The 17196-nt window shown below is 63.6% G+C and carries 21 protein-coding genes; 15 read left to right on the forward strand and 6 right to left on the reverse strand.

From position 1 onward, the window contains the following. The first annotated feature begins 86 nt into the window (after positions 1-86). The 3 genes from FJV80_RS04480 (at position 87) to FJV80_RS04490 (ending at position 3148) form a co-directional block, all read left to right on the forward strand. Complete coding sequence (locus tag FJV80_RS04480) at positions 87-1064, forward strand: tripartite tricarboxylate transporter substrate-binding protein (protein ID WP_142875646.1); 978 nt, start codon at positions 87-89, stop codon at positions 1062-1064. A 92-nt stretch (positions 1065-1156) separates the two neighbouring features. Then, entirely contained in the window at positions 1157-1618 is a 462-nt protein-coding gene (locus FJV80_RS04485) for a tripartite tricarboxylate transporter TctB family protein (protein WP_142875647.1), read from the forward strand. 21 nt (positions 1619-1639) lie between these two features. Continuing rightward, entirely contained in the window at positions 1640-3148 is a 1509-nt protein-coding gene (locus FJV80_RS04490) for a tripartite tricarboxylate transporter permease (protein ID WP_095772502.1), read from the forward strand. 7 nt (positions 3149-3155) lie between these two features. Here FJV80_RS04490 and nth read toward each other — a convergent pair whose 3' ends face one another. Continuing rightward, positions 3156-3968: an endonuclease III gene (gene nth / locus FJV80_RS04495; protein ID WP_142875648.1), complete on the reverse strand. Its 813-nt coding sequence runs from the start codon at positions 3966-3968 to the stop codon at positions 3156-3158. A gap of 22 nt (positions 3969-3990) precedes the next feature. On the opposite strand from nth, the gene FJV80_RS04500 reads away from it, so the two are divergent. After that, a complete protein-coding gene (locus FJV80_RS04500; protein ID WP_095787054.1) occupies positions 3991-4485 on the forward strand; it encodes a DUF2244 domain-containing protein in 495 nt (164 codons plus the stop codon). Positions 4486-4547: 62 nt separating this feature from the next. Here the strand turns inward: FJV80_RS04500 and FJV80_RS04505 are convergent, their stop codons facing one another. After that, complete coding sequence (locus FJV80_RS04505; RefSeq protein ID WP_142875649.1) at positions 4548-5363, reverse strand: class I SAM-dependent methyltransferase; 816 nt, start codon at positions 5361-5363, stop codon at positions 4548-4550. A 215-nt stretch (positions 5364-5578) separates the two neighbouring features. On the opposite strand from FJV80_RS04505, the gene FJV80_RS04510 reads away from it, so the two are divergent. From FJV80_RS04510 to FJV80_RS04550, 9 genes are all read left to right on the forward strand, one after another. After that, positions 5579-6457: a bifunctional helix-turn-helix domain-containing protein/methylated-DNA--[protein]-cysteine S-methyltransferase gene (locus FJV80_RS04510; protein ID WP_142875650.1), complete on the forward strand. Its 879-nt coding sequence runs from the start codon at positions 5579-5581 to the stop codon at positions 6455-6457. 219 nt (positions 6458-6676) lie between these two features. After that, positions 6677-7147 (forward strand): hypothetical protein, encoded by a 471-nt coding sequence (locus FJV80_RS04515; RefSeq protein WP_142875651.1) that lies wholly within the window; start codon positions 6677-6679, stop codon positions 7145-7147. 21 nt (positions 7148-7168) lie between these two features. Next, on the forward strand, positions 7169-7561 hold the full coding sequence (locus FJV80_RS04520; RefSeq protein ID WP_095772496.1) for a hypothetical protein: 393 nt from the start codon (positions 7169-7171) through the stop codon (positions 7559-7561). After that, positions 7528-8049 (forward strand): hypothetical protein, encoded by a 522-nt coding sequence (locus FJV80_RS04525; protein WP_095772495.1) that lies wholly within the window; start codon positions 7528-7530, stop codon positions 8047-8049. The genes FJV80_RS04520 and FJV80_RS04525 overlap by 34 nt, the downstream gene beginning before the upstream one ends. Next, positions 8024-8506 (forward strand): hypothetical protein, encoded by a 483-nt coding sequence (locus tag FJV80_RS04530; protein WP_095787058.1) that lies wholly within the window; start codon positions 8024-8026, stop codon positions 8504-8506. The genes FJV80_RS04525 and FJV80_RS04530 overlap by 26 nt, the downstream gene beginning before the upstream one ends. Positions 8507-8711: 205 nt before the next feature. After that, positions 8712-9617, forward strand: a complete 906-nt coding sequence (locus FJV80_RS04535; RefSeq protein ID WP_142875652.1) for a ribokinase — start codon at positions 8712-8714, stop codon at positions 9615-9617. Positions 9618-9619: 2 nt separating this feature from the next. After that, on the forward strand, positions 9620-11065 hold the full coding sequence (locus FJV80_RS04540; RefSeq protein ID WP_095787059.1) for an amidase: 1446 nt from the start codon (positions 9620-9622) through the stop codon (positions 11063-11065). Positions 11066-11170: 105 nt separating this feature from the next. Then, the gene (locus FJV80_RS04545; RefSeq protein ID WP_095787060.1) at positions 11171-11785 is read left to right on the forward strand and encodes a LysE family translocator; all 615 of its coding nucleotides are present in this window, start codon (positions 11171-11173) and stop codon (positions 11783-11785) included. Between the two features lie 152 nt (positions 11786-11937). Next, on the forward strand, positions 11938-12213 hold the full coding sequence (locus tag FJV80_RS04550) for a hypothetical protein (RefSeq protein ID WP_246688899.1): 276 nt from the start codon (positions 11938-11940) through the stop codon (positions 12211-12213). Between the two features lie 58 nt (positions 12214-12271). Here the strand turns inward: FJV80_RS04550 and FJV80_RS04555 are convergent, their stop codons facing one another. Next, on the reverse strand, positions 12272-13213 hold the full coding sequence (locus tag FJV80_RS04555) for a nucleoside hydrolase (RefSeq protein ID WP_095772490.1): 942 nt from the start codon (positions 13211-13213) through the stop codon (positions 12272-12274). 256 nt (positions 13214-13469) lie between these two features. Here FJV80_RS04555 and FJV80_RS04560 point away from each other — a divergent pair, with 256 nt between their 5' ends. Beyond that, positions 13470-13895, forward strand: a complete 426-nt coding sequence (locus FJV80_RS04560; protein WP_013893014.1) for an Hsp20 family protein — start codon at positions 13470-13472, stop codon at positions 13893-13895. A gap of 64 nt (positions 13896-13959) precedes the next feature. Beyond that, entirely contained in the window at positions 13960-14217 is a 258-nt protein-coding gene (locus FJV80_RS04565; protein ID WP_032920755.1) for a DUF1150 family protein, read from the forward strand. Between the two features lie 71 nt (positions 14218-14288). Here FJV80_RS04565 and ptsN read toward each other — a convergent pair whose 3' ends face one another. The 3 genes from ptsN to rpoN all read right to left on the reverse strand — a co-directional run bounded on the left by ptsN (position 14289) and on the right by rpoN (position 17184). Beyond that, positions 14289-14753, reverse strand: coding sequence for a PTS IIA-like nitrogen regulatory protein PtsN (ptsN, locus tag FJV80_RS04570; RefSeq protein ID WP_019861194.1), 465 nt, complete (start codon positions 14751-14753; stop codon positions 14289-14291). A 59-nt stretch (positions 14754-14812) separates the two neighbouring features. Further along, complete coding sequence (gene raiA, locus FJV80_RS04575) at positions 14813-15391, reverse strand: ribosome-associated translation inhibitor RaiA (RefSeq protein WP_095772489.1); 579 nt, start codon at positions 15389-15391, stop codon at positions 14813-14815. A gap of 266 nt (positions 15392-15657) precedes the next feature. Then, positions 15658-17184, reverse strand: a complete 1527-nt coding sequence (gene rpoN / locus FJV80_RS04580) for an RNA polymerase factor sigma-54 (protein WP_142875654.1) — start codon at positions 17182-17184, stop codon at positions 15658-15660. Positions 17185-17196 lie beyond the last annotated feature (12 nt).

Below are 17196 nucleotides of genomic sequence, written 5' to 3' on the forward strand. Positions count from 1 at the left end.
GCCTGCGCTGGTTGTTGTTTCATTCGCGGCCGGCATTGAGAGGAGTTCCGCGCAGCGGTTATTCATATCCCGGGAGGAGAATTACGATGCGAAAATTTGTTGCCGCTCTGGCCGCCGCTGCGGCCCTCACGCTTTATTCGTTCGCCGCCGACGCACAATCCTATCCCGAACGCACCATCACCGTTGTCGTGCCGTTCGCGGCCGGCGGTCCGACCGACACCGTCACCCGGCTCGTCGCGGAAGCCGTGTCGAAGGATCTCGGCCGGCAGGTCATCGTCGAGAATGTCGGCGGCGCCGGCGGTACGCTCGGCGCGGGCCGCGTCGCCAATGCCGATCCCGACGGCTACACGCAGCTCCTCCATCATATCGGCATGGCGACGAGTGCCACGCTCTACAGAAAACTCGCCTACGACACGCTGAACGCCTTTGAATATGTCGGCCTGGTGACCGAAGTGCCGATGACCATCGTCGGCCGCAAGGAACTCCCGCCGACCGATCTGAAAGGGCTTGTCGACTACGCCAAGGTCAACAAGGACAGCATCACCGTCGCCAATGCCGGCATCGGTGCGGCCTCGCATCTGTGCGGCATGCTGTTCATGAGCGCCATCGGCACGCCGCTGGTCACCGTGCCCTACAAGGGCACCGGCCCGGCCATGACCGATCTTCTCGGCGGCCAGGTCGACATCATGTGCGACCAGACGACCAACACCACCAAGCAGATCCAGGGCGGCACGATCAAGGCCTATGCCGTCACCTCGCCGGAGCGCCTCGACGTGCTGAAGGATGTGCCGACGACGATCGAAGCCGGCCTCCCCGCGGTGCAGGTCGGCATCTGGCACGGCCTCTATGCGCCGAAGGGCACGCCGGCCGAGATCACCGACCGCCTGTCGAAATCGCTCCAGGTCGCCTTGAAGGACCCGAACGTCATCGCCCGCTTCGCCGAACTCGGCACCAGGCCGTCATCGGAGGCCGACGCGACGCCGGCGGCGCTGAAGGCAAAGCTGGAAAGCGAGATCGCGCGCTGGAAGCCGATCATCGAAGCCGCCGGCCAGTACGCCGACTGATGGCTTGAACCGGGCGCCAGCGGCGCCCCGTTCGCTTCGATCCGTTTTCACCTGCAACGGCATGCCCGCTCCAAGGGTCAGGAAGGACCGCCATGAAACCTTTCGCAATCGACAGGACCAACGGCCTGTGCGCCGCGCTGTTCATCTTCTTCGGCGCGTTTTTCGCGCTGCAGTCGCTCAGCCTCGAAATCGGTACCGCGCTGCGCATGGGACCGGGCTATTTCCCGCTGGTCCTGGCGATCGTGCTGATCCTGCTGGGCGCCATCATCCTGGTCCAGGCGATAAGCGTTGAGGGCGAGCCGATCGGCCCCATGGCGTGGCGCGGCATGTTGTTCATCCTGCCGGCGCCGATCTTCTTCGGCCTGACGGTGCGCGGCCTCGGTTTCGTGCCGTCGATCTTCCTGACGGCGCTGATCGCCGCTTTCGCCAGCTGCCGCATGAAGGCGCTCACCGCGCTCGTGCTGTCGGCTGGCCTGACGCTGTTCTCGATCCTCGTCTTCAGCTACGCGCTCGGCCTGCCCTTCCAGCGCTTCGGCCCCTGGCTGCCCTCATAGCTGGCATTGTGAGGCGCTGACATGGACTTGCTCAACAACCTCGCGCTCGGCTTTTCGACCGCCTCGACGCCGGCCAATCTCGGTTTCTGCCTGATCGGCGTCCTGCTCGGCACGCTGATCGGCGTCCTGCCCGGCATCGGCGCCACCGCAACCATCGCCATGCTGCTGCCGATCACCTTCCAGATCGGCGACCCGGTTTCTTCCCTCATCATGCTCGCCGGCATTTACTACGGCGCACAGTATGGCGGCTCGACCACCGCCATTCTCATCAACATGCCCGGCGAATCCTCGTCGGCCGTCACCGCCATCGACGGCTATCAGATGGCCCGCCAGGGCCGCGCCGGGGCGGCATTGGCGATCGCCGCGATCGGCTCGTTCTTCGCCGGCACGGTGTCGACCTTCCTCGTCGCCGTCTTTGCCCCGCCGTTGACGGCGATAGCCCTGCGGTTCGGCGCGGCGGAGTATTTTTCGTTGATGATCGTCGGCCTTGTCTCCTCCATCGCGCTTGCTCACGGCTCGATCGTCAAGGCGCTGGCGATGGTCGTGCTCGGCCTGCTGCTCGGCATCGTCGGCACCGACATCTACACCGGCGCGCCACGCTTCACGCTCGGCATCCGCGAATATGCCGACGGGCTGAATTTCGTCGCGGTGGCGGTCGGCGTCTTCGGCATCGCCGAGATCCTGCGCAATCTTGAAAACGAGCATGAGCGCTCGGTGCTGATCAGCAAGGTCTCCGGCCTGATGCCGACCCGCGACGACTTCAAGCGTATGGCAGCACCCATCGTGCGCGGAACCATCATCGGTTCGGCGCTCGGCATCCTGCCCGGCGGCGGCGCGGTGCTTGCGGCCTTTGCCTCCTACACGGTCGAGAAACGCGTGTCGAAAACCCCGCAGGAATTCGGCAAGGGCGCCATCGCGGGCGTCGCCGGACCGGAATCGGCCAACAATGCCGGCGCCCAGACCTCCTTCATCCCAATGCTGACGCTGGGCATTCCGGCCAATCCGGTGATGGCGCTGATGATCGGCGCCATGATCATCCAGGGCATCGTACCCGGCCCCAATGTCGCCACCGAGCAGCCGGCGCTGTTCTGGGGCGTCATCGCCTCGATGTGGATCGGCAATCTGATGCTGATCATCCTCAACCTGCCGCTGATCGGCCTTTGGGTGAAGCTCCTGACGATCCCCTATTACGTGCTTTTCCCGATCATCATGGCGTTCTGCTCGATCGGCGTTTACAGCGTCAACACCAATGCTTTCGATCTTTATGCCGTCGCCTTCTTCGGCCTGCTCGGCTATGTCCTTACCAAGCTGCGCTGCGAACCGGCTCCCCTGCTGCTCGGCTTCGTGCTCGGCCCGCTGCTCGAGGAAAACCTGCGCCGCGCCATGATCCTGTCGCGCGGCGACCCCAGCACCTTCGTGACGCGGCCGATCAGCGCCGGCCTGCTACTGGTGGCGCTGGCCGTGCTCGTCATCGTCTTCCTGCCCTCGGTCAAGAAGAAGCGCGAAGAAGTGTTCGTGGAGGAGAGTTGAAGCCCGGTCAGCTTTGGGCCTGAACCGCGTCCAGCGGATCGAGCGGAGCGATCGGCACCAACGGCGCCGGAATGCTGGTCGTCTTCTCCTCAGCCTTGCAGATATCGGCGATGACGCAAGCCGGGCAGTCCGGCTTGCGCGCCTTGCAGACATAGCGGCCATGCAGGATCAGCCAGTGATGCGCATGGCGCATATATTCGTCCGGGATGATCTTCAGCAGCCCTTGCTCGACCTGTTCGGGTGTCTTGCCGGGCGCCAGGCCGAGCCGGTTGCCGATCCGGAAAATATGCGTGTCGACCGCCATCGTATGCTGGCCGAAGGCCATGTTGAGCACGACATTGGCGGTCTTGCGCCCGACGCCCGGCAGCTTCACCAGTTCGTCGCGGTTGTCGGGCACTTCCCCGCCATGGTCACGGATCAGCGCTTCTGAAAGCGCGATGACGTTCTTGGCCTTGTTGCGCCACAGACCGATGGTCCTGATGTAATCGCCGACCTTGGCCTCGCCCAGCGCCAGCATCTTCCGCGGCGTGTCGGCGGCTTTGAACAAGGCCCTTGTCGCCTTGTTGACGCCGGCATCCGTCGCCTGCGCCGAGAGCACCACCGCCACCAGGAGCGTAAAGGCGTTGACATGTTCGAGCTCACCCTTCGGCTCCGGCCGCTGCACGGAAAAGCGGCGGAAGATCTCGTGCACTTCCGCCGGACTGTAGCGTGACGTCCGCCGCACCGGCCGTGGGCGCGGCCTAGCGTTCGAGCCGTCACGTCGGCCGGCTGGCAGGTCTTTTTCGGGCATGGAAGAATCTTTGGACTTGGGGCTCGCCATTTCCCTCCTATAATATCCTGTCATGAGCGACACAAACGCCTCGTTCCAGGCTGACGAGCCCTTCTTTCACGCATTGCTGACCCCGCACCGGTCGTTGGGCAGGACGGGCTTCCTGGTCCTGATGGGCGCTTTGTCGTTCGGCTGGCTGGCGACCGGCGCGTTCTTCCTGTCGCGCGGCGCATGGCCGGTATTTGGCTTCTTCGGTCTCGACGTGGTCGCCGTCTACATCGCCTTCCGGGTCAACTACCGCGCCGCCCGCGCCCGCGAGGAGGTATCGGTCTCGCGTACCACCCTCGACATCCGCAAGACGGCCCCTTCCGGAAAATCGGAAGCTCACCGCTTCAACCCGTTCTGGGCACGGTTTTCGGTCGCCCGCCACGCCGAGATCGGCATCACCAAAATGACGGTCGAAGGCCAAGGCCGGAACGTGCCGATCGGCGGCTTTCTCGATCCCGAGTCCCGCGAGAGCTTTGCCACCGCCTTTTCGCGCGCGCTGGCGACCGCCAAGGCGCGCTGAACGGCTCTTTGTTTTGACGCAATTCCGGACGGAAAACCGTTCACACTTTTCCTGGAATTGCTCTAGAACCGATAGCGCAGAAGCCTGCCGACCTTGCGCAGCGCCGGAATGTGTTTCCACAGGCGAACGAAAAGTTTGGCGGACCAGCCCATGCGGGCGGCGTGTTCGGGCATGTAGGCGGAAATATCCTCGACGAACCGCAGTTTCGGAACCGCCAATTCCAGCTCGTGCGGATCATCGATCGCCCAGTGAACCTCTGCGCCAGTCGCCTTGATGGTGGGATTGAGACGAAGCAGCGTCAGACCGAAACGGCTGTAGGCGTCGAACATCAGCTCGCCGCCGGCAAGGTGCGAGACAAGCCGCGAAACCAGGCGCAGCCCTTCGTCTGCGGGAAGATAGGGCGTCAGCCCTTCCGCCACCACGATGGCCGGGCGGTTGCGGGGCACTTCGGCCAGCCAGCCGGGCTCGGTCACCGACGAAGCGATGAGATGACAACGGTCGCGGGACGGGTAAAGTTTTCGCCTGAGTTCGATGACCTGGGGATAGTCGACATCGAACCAGTCCACGCCTGGCGGCGGATCGACACGGAAGATGCGCGTATCGAGCCCGCAGCCCAGATGCAGCACGATGGCGCCGGGATTCCTCGCCAGAAAATCCTCGACACGAACGTCCAGCGTCTTGGCCCGGATCGCCAGGCCGATGCCGAGATTCTCGTCGACCTTGAGCCTGGAGAAATCATAGTCGATCTTGTGCACCGCCTCGTCGGCGAAATGATCCCCAAGCAGTGAATGGGGCAGCCGGCTCTCCAGCGCCTTGCCGTACAGCGTCATCAGCAAGGTTTCCTTTGCCCCGGTCAGATGCACTTTCTCGCCAGTCATGAGCGACTCCTGGCATGAGCATGATCCCGAAAAGTGGATACCGGTTTTCGGAAAAGATCATGCTCGAACACAAAGAGAGAGCCCCGTCCCGACCCATCGGGATGGAACAGGCTCTCGAAACCCCGAGTCTATCTGGGTATGCGCGGCAAGAAGGCAAGTTTCGGGTGGCGATCGCCGCCCCGAGGGGCGATATTCCTGGCCAAGGAGACAGTTCGATGAGCACACAGACAGCCGTCCTCAAAAAGGACGTCACGCCGCAAGGCAGCGACTACGAGATCGTGCGCCGCGCCATCGAGAAGATCAGCCTCGACTATCGCGACCAGCCTTCGCTCGAGGAGCTTGCCGAGGAAGTCGGCGAGACGGCGACCGGCCTGCAAAAACTCTTCACCCGCTGGGCCGGCCTGTCGCCCAAAGCCTTCCTGCAGGCGGTGACGCTCGACCACGCCCGCCGGCTGCTCGATTCCGGCATGCCGCTGCTCGAAACCTCGTTCGAACTGGGCATGTCCGGCCCTGGCCGGCTGCATGACCTGTTCGTCACCCATGAGGCAATGTCGCCGGGCGACTACAAGACACGCGGCGCCGGCCTCACGATGCGCTACGGCTACCATCCCTCGCCTTTCGGCACCGCCCTGATCATGGCCACTGACCGCGGGCTTGCCGGCCTCGCTTTCTGCGACCCCGGCGAGGAGCGCGCCGCCTTCGCCGACATGTCCAGCCGCTGGCCGAACGCCATCTATGTCGAGGACCTGGCCGCGACCGGTCCTTACGCCGCGCGCATCTTCGATCCGACGCTGTGGCGTCCCGACCAGCCGCTGCATGTCGTCATGATCGGCACCGACTTCCAGGTTCGCGTCTGGGAGGCGCTGCTGCAGATCCCGATGGGCAAGGCCCGCACCTATTCCTCGATCGCCGCCAGCATCGGCGCGCCAAGCGCCAGCCGCGCGGTCGGCGCCGCCAATGGCGCCAACCCGCTCTCCTTCGTGGTGCCTTGCCATCGCGCCATCGGCAAGTCCGGCGACCTCACCGGCTACCACTGGGGCCTGACCCGCAAGCGCGCCATCCTTGGCTGGGAGGCGGGCCAAGTGTCGTCGTAAATATCGTTTTTCCAGTTTCCGGCGAATAAATTTACAGATCTTGGATAGCAGAAAGTATTACTTGGATTCTATCGGAAATTCACGTTACAACCGGTGACAACCTTCGGTTCTTTATAAGATGTTATTTCCGCGAATTATTTAAGTTTACGCTAAATTAACCACGATAAAGCGATCATGACTCCTGTTAATTCGGGCGATCCGACTTAATAGGAGGTCTCGATGAAGTTGTTTCGCACCGCCTTCGGTGCAACCCTGCTGGTCGCGTGTCTGGGCCAGCCTGCATCGGCTGCGACGCAAAATGTCATTTTCAATGGCACGATCACCCCGACCTGCACGCTTGTCATTGCCACCAATGGCACGATGACGGTCAGTCCCGACCTCCAGACCCTCAGTTCCCACAACAGCGGCGGCTCTGCCGGAACCGTCACGCTGACGACGACAGGCGGCGTGTCGCTGAGCGTCGATCCGGTTACCACCACGACAGTGCCATCGGCCGACACGACGTCGACCACTTGGACGCCAACCTACTCTTCCGCCGGTGCGCACTCCATCGTCGAGACCGGTTCCGCTACCGCCATCAGCACACCCGGCGCCGACCTCGTTTCGGTCCATCTCGCCGGCACCAAGGGCGGCAGCAACCGCTTCGCCAACGGCAACTATCAGGCAACGGTAACGCTTCGCTGCGAGTAGCGCCCGGGGAAGGAGGCATCCTTGACACCTTTTCGAACCCTGGCGACGGCGCTGGCCGTCGGCCTGATCCCTGCTGCCGCGGCGGCGCAGTCGATGTCGCCGATGCGCGGCGAGGTCAACAGTTTCACCGACGTCTTCGCGGTCCGCGTCTTCCCGGCCAATCCATACGACCAGAAGATCAAGATCGAAATCCACGTCTACGATCAGGATTTTCAGCCGGTGGACGCCAGGATATCACCGGCTGCCTTCCAGCTCGGCGCCCAGGCCTCCCGTCCCGTCCTTGTGGTCGTGCCCTTCGGCGGCGCCGCCGAGCGTAAAGTGCGTATCTGTACGGAAAGCATCCCCTTCCCCAACCAGCAGACGCAGATAAGGGCGCAGATATGCGGAAAGTTCTTTGGGCACCGCAAGTCCTGACGCTGGCACTCGCGGTTGCTGTCACAAGCACCGTTCCAACTCAGGCCCAGGACCAGATCTACAATCTCAACCAGAACGAGAACGGCTTCAATTTGCCCGGTGTCACCTTGCCCCAGGGCCAGGACGAGGTCCATGCCGCGGACGGCACCACTTGCCGTTCCGCCGTTTCCGGTTCTGGTGCCTATGTCGATCTCGGCGTTATCAGAGGCAACAACCAGACGGACAATGGCGTCGCCACCTACGGCCGGGTGGTGATCCCGATCGGGCGTACGCCGAAACGCCTCGACTGCAGCCGGCTGTATGAACTGGAGGTCCAGCGCCTGCAGATGGAGCTGAAACTGCTCAAAATGGGCCTCGGCGGCGACGGCCCGACAGGAAGCGTGGCCACGAGCGCTCCCGCGACCGCGGCCGCATCACCTGGATGGGCCAACGAAGGCTGGACCATCAGGACCGGAAACAGCGATGGCAAGAAGAAGAAGAAAAAATAGCCCCGCGCTGCTTACCATAGCAGCCCTTGCCGGCTTCAGCCAGCCCGCACCGGCGGCGATCATCGGCACCTGCACCATCATGGTCGGGGCATCGGGGACGATGACCGCAAATCCTGCCATAAGCATACTGGGTTCCAAACAGGCAGGCGGATCGAGCGCCAGCGCCACCGTGGTGGCGAGCTCGCTTCTGTGCACCCTGCTCAACCTGCTGGACTGCTATTCGGTTTCGGCGCCGGCGCCTGCCGCATTCTCGTCCGCGCCGAGCGGCGGCGGCACCAACGTCACCTTCGCCTCGGTCTTCCGGCTCGATGGCACGGGGGTCGACATCAACGGAAGCGTGCCGCAAAGGGTCACCAACGGCACCCACGCCCTGCAGGTCGATCTCACCGCCACCAAGTCGAGCGGCGTCTTTCCCGCGGGCACCTATCAGGGCATCGTCACCGTGCGCTGCGAGTGAGGCGACAAATCGCCTTTTGATATCCACATGGTCTGGCAACTCATCGCATGAAGCGCTAGCTTCCCGCACAACCGGGGTGACGGCGCATCGATACGATGCACCGGCGCAGCTCGTCATCTCGATCCACATTGTGGATCTCGATCCACATCGTGCTTTCCGAAAGTCGATCCTGATTTCCGGCCAGCGCTGGCAGGGAGGCACTTTCTTGATAGTCGTCATCGGCTCGATCAATCTCGACCTTATCGCCAAAGTCGACCGCTTGCCGAGCCCCGGCGAAACGGTGAGCGGTTCCAGTTTCGCCACGGCGCCGGGCGGCAAGGGCGCCAACCAGGCGCTGGCTGCCGCGCGCGCCGGCGTCCAGGTGCGCATGGTCGGCGCCGTCGGCAAGGACAGTTTCGCCGGCGAGGCACTGGCGTTGCTGCGCGAGGCCAGGGTCGACCTGTCGGGCGTGGGCGAAACCTTTGCCTCGACCGGAACGGCGCTGATCATGGTCGGCGCCGATGGCGAGAACATCATCGCCGTGGTCCCCGGCGCCAATGCGTCCGTGGTGCCCGGCGACCTTTCCAAGGCCTTCCTCCAAAAGGGCGATGTCGTGCTGCTCCAGCACGAGATCCCGCTGGTGACCGTCGATACGGCACTCGACCAGGCACGGGCGGCCGGTGCCATCACCGTGCTCAACACCGCTCCTTTCCAGGGCGACGCGGCGGCTTTCCTCGGAAAGACCGATTATGCCGTCGCCAACGAGACCGAGTTCGACCTCTATGGCGAGGCGCTGGCGCTGAACGGCCGCGACCGCGCGGCACGCATGCGCGACTTCGCCGCGAAAACCGGCCGCACCATCGTCGTCACCCTCGGCGGCGACGGCGTCATGGCAGCGACACCGAGCGAGTTCCTCACCCTTGCGGCCATGAAGATCACGCCTGTCGACACGGTCGGCGCCGGCGACACCTTTTGCGGCTACTTCGCTGCCGGCCTGTCTGCCGGCCTAGCCCTCGACAAGGCACTGGCACGCGCCGCTGCGGCGGGCTCGCTCGCATGTCTCAAGCCCGGCGCCCAGCCGGCGATCCCGCTGGCCAAGGATGTCGATCAAGCCTTGCTGGAAACCCATTGAAAGTGATGCGCCCCGGGACGAAACATGCCGTGCCGCCGGCCGGTGATATCTGCCGCCTGTCCGCCATCGACCTTGCCGGCGCGATCCGCCGCAAGAAACTGTCCGTGCGCGAGGTGGTGACGGCCTTCCTCGACCGCATCGAAGCGGTCAACCCGCTGGTCAACGCCATCGTCTCGTTGCGCGACCGCGACGATATCCTGCGCGAGGCCGATGCAGCCGATGCCAGGCAAGCGAGCGAAACCGGGACTCTCTTCGGCCTGCCGATCGCCATCAAGGACCTCGCCTCGACGACCGGGCTCAGGACCTCCTTCGGCTCGCCTATCTTTGCCGATTTCGTGCCGCAGGAAGACGATTTCTTCGTCGAGCGCATCCGCAACGCCGGCGCCATCATCATCGGCAAGACCAATGTTCCCGAATTCGGGTTGGGATCCAACACCTACAACAACGTCTTCGGGCCGACGCTGAACGCTTTCGATCCGGCGCTCACCGCCGGCGGCTCGAGCGGCGGCGCGGCGGTGGCGCTGGCGCTCGACATGGTGCCCGTCGCCGATGGCAGCGACTTCGGCGGCTCGCTGCGCAATCCGGCAGGCTGGAACAATGTCTACGGCTTCCGGCCATCGCAAGGGCTTGTGCCCGCCGGACCCGATCTTGAGGTCTTCCATGCGCAGATGGGCGTCGAGGGCCCGATGGGCCGCAACGTCGCCGACATGGCGCTGCTGCTCGACGTGCAGGCGGGCTACCATCCGCAGGCGCCCCTGTCCTATGAGAAACCGGGTTCGTTCCTCGAAGGGCTTGCACCGCCATCGACTGGCGGCCGCGTCGCCTGGCTCGGCGACCTCGGCGGCCATCTGCCAGTCGAACCTGGCATCCTCGATCTGTGCGAGGCGGCTCTCGGCCGCTTCGCGGATGCATCCTTCCCGGCGGAACCCTTGCTCCCGGATTTCGACTTCGAAGCGCTGTGGCAGGCCTTCGTGACGCTGCGCCAGGCCAGCAGCGGCTGCGCCCTCAAGGTCCATTACGACGATCCTTCCAAGCGCGGTCTGCTGAAGCCGGAAGCCATATGGGAAATCGAGAACGCCATGCGGCTGACGGCGCCGCAGATCCGCGCGGCCTCGGTCGTGCGCACCTCCTGGCATCGGATACTGCTGTCGATCTTCGACCGCTTCGATCTCGTCGCCCTGCCCACCGCGCAGGTCTTCCCCTTCGAGGTCGGCATGCACTGGCCAAGCGAGGTCGCCGGACGGCCGATGGACAGCTATCACCGCTGGATGCAGGTTTCAGCCTTCGCCACGCTGGGCGGCTGCCCGGCGGTCAACGTGCCGGTCGGCTTCGACGACAAGGGCCGGCCAATGGGCATGCAGCTGATCGGCCGGCCGCGCGGCGACCTCGCCGTACTGAGGGCCGCCGCCGCCTATGAGGCGACGCTGCCCTGGCAGGCCGGCGCCTGACGCACGTGCAACGGCCCGGCGTTTCGCGTCAGGCTTGCGCGGAGGTTACCCGCATGCATTAATTGTGGCCTGCCACGCCGCATTGGCGGCATTTTGAGGAAGATCATGTCGCTGGAACTTTACGCCGCCTATGTTCTCGCCTGCATCGTTATCATCCTGGTGCCGGGACCGACGGTCACGCTGATCATCGCCAACAGCATCCGGCACGGAACCCGCGCCGGTCTGGCCAATGTCGCCGGCACGCAGGCCGGGCTTGCCATCATGATCGCCATTGTCGGCATCGGCCTCAACACGCTGATCGCGGGCATGGGTCACTGGTTCGAATGGGTCAGGCTGATCGGCGCCGCCTACCTGATCTGGATGGGCGTGCAGATGTTCCGCTCCAAGGGCACGCTGAATGCCGACGGAACCGCCAGAAAGCCGCGCGGCGGTTTCTTCCTGCAGGGCCTGCTGGTGGCGCTCAGCAATCCCAAGACGCTGGTGTTCTTCGGCGCCTTCTTCCCGCAGTTCATCGCGCCGGAAGGCAACTATTCGCTGCAGATCGTCGTCATGGGCCTCACCGCCATGATCTTCGCCGCCGTGTCGGATTCGACCTACGCACTCGCCGCCGGCCGCGCCGGGCGCCTGCTGTCGGCCCGCCGCATCAAGCTCATGTCCAGGATCAGCGGCAGCTTCCTGGTCGGCGGCGGCCTGTGGCTGGCGTTTTCGAGGTCGAAGTAACGGCGACCGCGAGCCGGGCGACGCGAAGAGTTGCAGCGCCCTCGCATAGCAACCGATTGAAAGTCTGCTCTCCCACCACCACATGAATCTCTGTCGGGGGATTCATGCCTGTCTTTTGGACTTGGGATGGTTTGAAGAGGAATGCGCCTGGCGTGATCCTCTTCATCGGTGCGTTTGCGATTATGCTCATGTTGGCGGCGAACAAATGGGCCAACGACGCAAGCCCGATTCGGTCTGTCGGTGCCATCGATGCAACGATCAAAAGTGTCCAATGGAGAGACGGTAAGTACATCCTCCATGTGCTTGTTCTCAACGATGGCTCGTCTGTGCTCATCGACGACGACCGCCCGCATCTGACTGGGTCAGATGCGAGCATCGAACGCGTCACGCGCGACAATGGCGTCGTCTTCTACCGGTTTCCCGAGTGAGACATGCCCAGAAGCTCTATGCCTCTGGGCAAACCGTCTGCATCGATCGGCGGAAGTGTTACAGCCGGCCCAGCCGCTCCACCAGCAGCGCGAAGAAGCCGTCATGGTCGATGTCGCGCATCACCATGGCATTCTTTTCCCGCTTGGTGACGCCCCACCAGTCGATCACGGTCATGCCCATGGTCAGTTCCGAGGCGGTCTCCACGCTGACATTGCAGTTGCGGCCCTTGAACAGGTCCGGCTTCAACAGGTAGGCGATGACGCAGGGGTCGTGCAGCGGGCCGCCATCGGTGCCGTATTTGCCCTCGTCGTAACGCTCGAAGAATTCCAGCATCTCGGCGGTCGCGATGCCGACCTTGGTGCCGAGCGCGCGGAAAGCCTGCGTGCGCTTGGTGGTGGTCAGCGCCTTGTGGGTGACGTCGAGCGGCATCATCACGATCGGGATGCCGGCCTTGAACACCAGATCGGCGGCCTGCGGATCGACATAGATGTTGAATTCGGCCGCGGGCGTGACGTTGCCGCCCTCGAAGAAGCCGCCCCCCATCAGCACGATTTCCTTGATGCGCGGCGCGATCCGCGGTTCGCGGATCAGCGCCAGCGCGATGTTGGTCAACGGCCCGAGCGGGCAGAGCGTGATGGTGCCGCTCTCTTCCTTCATCAGCGTCTCGACGATGAAGTCGACGGCATACTGCTCCTGCAGCTTCATCGTCGGTTCGGGCAGCTGCGGCCCGTTGAGGCCGGTCTTGCCATGCACTTCCTCGGCGGTGACCAATGTGCGCGCCAGGGGACGGATAGCGCCGGCATAGACCTTGACCTCCGGGCGGCCGGCCAGTTCGCAAATCTTGCGGGCATTCTTCTCGGTAAGCTTCAGCGGCACGTTGCCGGCAACGGCGGTGATGCCGACGATCTCCAGTTCGCTGCTGCCGAGCGCCAAGAGAATGGCGACGGCATCGTCCTGGCCGGGATCGGTGTCGATGATGATCTTGCGTGGTTGGGGCATTTCAATTCCTTGTTTGGGAGGCCGTGAGCTCACCGGATCGATCGCACGCCTGAAGGACGACCCCGGCGCTTCTCCTTGCATCCGCGCGTCGTTTCAAGCGCCATGTCGATTATTCCTGTGAGTCCAAGGCCTGGTCTTTTTGGGCGGGTCTTGTGGTGGCTTGAACTTGATCGCGGGGCGGACCATATCAAGGCCATCGGGAAAAATGCCATCCGGGTTTTTCCAGTTTATGTCGCTCTTGAGAGGACAGTGTAACATGAGCCGAATGACGCCTTTCTCCAGCCCGCTTCTCCTTGGTTTCGATGCCATGGAAAAGACCTTGGAGCGTCTGGCGAAGTCCGGTGATAGCTACCCTCCCTACAACATCGAGCGCCTCAGCGGTGCCGACGGCAAGGCCGAAAGGCTGCGCATCACACTCGCCGTCGCCGGTTTCGCCGAAAGCGATCTCGATGTGACAACGGAGGAAAACCAGCTGGTCGTGCGCGGCCGTCAGACCGACGACACCGAGCGCGAATTCCTTCATCGCGGCATCGCCGCGCGCCAATTCCAGCGCTGTTTCGTGCTGGCCGACGGCATGCGTGTGATCGCGGCGGAGCTGAAGAACGGCCTTTTGTCGATCGACCTCGATCGGCCGGAGTCCGAACGGCTGGTACGGAAAATAAATATATCGGTGAAAGACTGATCTTCACCGACGGCTCTCATGCGGGATGGCCTTGAGCGGCGTCCTCGCGCCAAGGAGGCTTGAAATGACCAGAACTGACGAGAATATCACCATGACCAGCGGTGAATTCGCCCATCTCGGCGAAGGCTCGGTCGCTTATCTGCGCAAGGTCTCGAGCGATGAGTTGCTCGGCCGCTTCCCCAACATCGGTGAAATCGCGCCCGGCCTGGAATTGTGGGCGCTGTTTGCCGCCAATGGCCAGCCGATCCTGCTTTCCGACGCGCGTGACCGCGCGCTGGCCGGCGCCATGGAAAACGACCTGACCACCGTCGCCATTCACTAAAAGCGACCGGTTGGCTGACACGAAGAGGGCCGCCCGCGGCGGCCCTTGGCAAGTCTTTTCAAAATCCGGCTTCAGGCGGCGTGCGAGGCCTGCGTGTCCGACAGCAGCGCGTGGATCGCCGCAGCATCGCGCGTCCCCCTGATCTTGGCCACCGTGTCGGCGTCGCGCAGCACGCGCGCGATGCGCGACAAGGCCTTCAGATGATCGGCGCCCGCCCCTTCCGGCGCCAACAGCAGAAACACCAGATCGACAGGCTGGTCGTCCAGCGACTCGAAATCGACCGGCGTTTCCAGCCGGGCGAAAACACCGGCGATGCGCTTCACGCCTGCGAGCTTGCCATGCGGAATGGCGATGCCATTGCCGACGCCCGTCGAGCCCAGCCGCTCACGCTGCAGGATGGTGTCGAACACTTCCCTCTCCGGAATGCCCGAAATCGCCGCCGCCCGTTCAGAAAGCAATTGCAGAAGCTGCTTCTTGGAGTTCGCCTTCAACGCCGGCAAGATCGCCGGAACGCTGATAAGATCGCTCAGATCCATGCTTGAAAATCCCTTGTTCGCCTGCCGTGGCCAGTCCCCACCCCTCGTGCGGCTGGCTTTTATCCCTGTGCGACCTTGGTCGTGGACGGGTCGATCCAGCCAATGTTTCCGTCGGGCCGGCGATAGACGATATTGAGATGATCGGTTCCGGCGTTGCGGAAAACGAACACCGGACTGTCCTTGGTATCGAGTTCGATGACCGCCGAGGCCACCGACATGGTCTTCAGCGTCATGGTCGATTCGGCGACGATGGCCGGCGCGAAATCCTCCGGCATCTCCTCGTCGTCGTCGGCAAGCGGCGCCATCACCGTATAGGCGATGTCGGTCAAATCGCCATTGCCTGAATTGTGCGATTTGAGACGGCGCTTGTAGCGCCGAAGCCGGGTCTCCAGCCGATCGGCCGCGGCCTCGAAAGCCAGGGTCGGATCCTGGGCATCGCCGGTGGCCTGCAGCGAGGCGCCGGAATCCAGCCGGATCATGCAATCCGCCGAATAGCGCGAGCCCGATTTGATGACGGTGACGTGTCCCGCAAAGCCGCGATCGAAATATTTGCCGATCGCTTCGCCGACACGATCGTTGATGCGTGTGCGGAACGCATCGCCGATATCCATGTGTTTTCCCGATATGCGCAGATTCATCTGAAAACTGACCTTCCTTGCTCAGGCTTCAAACTGGCCCGAGTTTATACTCGTGATCCGTGCGCACAAGCTTTGCGGCGTCACTCGCGCCGATTTAAATCCGAACTTTCCGGTTGATCACAAGCCGCCTTTTTGACCATCCCGAGGCCATTGTCGTGACGGACCATCCGCTAGCGGGCATCGGGCCCGTCTCATGCGGGCGGGCTTCTAGCCACTTCCCCGCGGCTTGTCAATGAAGCTCGGCAGCTGTGGAAAATCGCAGGCGCCTAGCGCCCGGCGCTGGCGAGCGCCCGCTTCTCGCGCCGGCGCTGCACCGACGACGGAATATTCATGCCTTCCCGATACTTGGCGACCGTGCGCCGGGCGATATCGACGCCGCTCTCCTTGAGCATGTCGACGATCGCGTCATCCGAAAGTACATCGATAGGTTTTTCTTCGTCGATCAGCTGCTTGATGCGATCACGCACCGCTTCCGAGGAATGCGCGTCGCCGCCGCCCGACGCGGCGATCGAGGCGGTGAAGAAATAGCGCAGTTCGAACACGCCGCGCGGGGTCAGCATGTATTTGTTTGCGGTAACGCGGCTGACGGTCGATTCGTGCATGCCGATCGCGTCGGCCACCGTGCGCAAATTGAGCGGCTTCAGCTGGCGCACGCCGTGGACCAGGAATGCATCCTGCTGGCGCACGATTTCCGAGGCCACTTTGAGGATCGTCTTTGCCCGCTGGTCGAGGCTGCGCGTCAGCCAGTTGGCGTTCTGCAGGCATTCGGCCAGGAAATCCTTTTCCGCCTGGTTCTTCGCATGCGGCGACACCTGGGCGAAATAAATATGGTCGACCAGCACGCGCGGCAGCGTCTCGGCGTTGAGTTCGACGGTCCAGCTGCCGTCATTGGCCGCGCGCACCTCGACATCGGCGACGATGGCGTCGCTAGCGCCGCCCGAAAACGCCATGCCCGGGCGCGGATCGAGTGCCCGGATTTCGGCCAGCATGTCGAGCAGATCCTCCTCGTCGACGCCGCAAATCCGCTTCAGCGTCTGGAAATCACGCCGCGCCAGGAGCTCGAGATTGGCGACCAGGGCCTTCATCGCCGGGTCGAGACGGTCGCGCGCCGCAAGCTGCAGCGAAAGACATTCGGCAAGGTCGCGGGCGAACAGGCCGGTCGGCTCGAAGGTCTGGCACACCGCCAGCACCTTGGCCACGCTCGCTGCGTCGGTGCCCAGACGCGCGGCGATCTCCTCGATATCAGCCCTGACATAGCCGGTTTCGTCGAGGCCATCGGCGAGTTCGCCTGCGATCAGCCGCGCCGCGAGATCGACGAAGGCGAGGGCGATCTGCTCGCCGACATGGTCGCGCAAGGTGATGGCGCTCGCCGCCATGTCGCCGGCGTCGAGCCCCTCGGACGAGGAGCCGCCGCCATTGCCGGATGCCGATTTCCATTGCGCCGTCAGGTCGGGTCCGAGCCGCTCGCTGATGCCGGGATCGTCGGGAAACAGGTTCTCCAGCGACGTATCGAGTTTTTCCGATATCGCCTCGGCGCTCCACCCCGCCTCGTTCTCGAACCAGTCGCCCTCGGCGGCCGCTTGCGGCTCTGCCTCGATCTTCTGCACCTGGTCGCTCGCGGCGTCGTCCTGCGGCTCGGCGCGCTCCAGAAGCGGGTTGCGCTCGATCTCCTCGTCGATGAAGTGCTCAAGCTCGACATGGGTGAACTGCAGCAGCCGAATCGACTGCATCAGCTGCGGCGTCATCACCAGCGACTGGGACTGTCTGAGCTGTAATTTCGCCGCCAACGCCATGGTTCGGTTTCA

Origin of the sequence: Mesorhizobium sp. WSM4310, from assembly GCF_007003935.1 — a bacterium.
Taxonomy (GTDB): Bacteria; Pseudomonadota; Alphaproteobacteria; order Rhizobiales; family Rhizobiaceae; genus Mesorhizobium.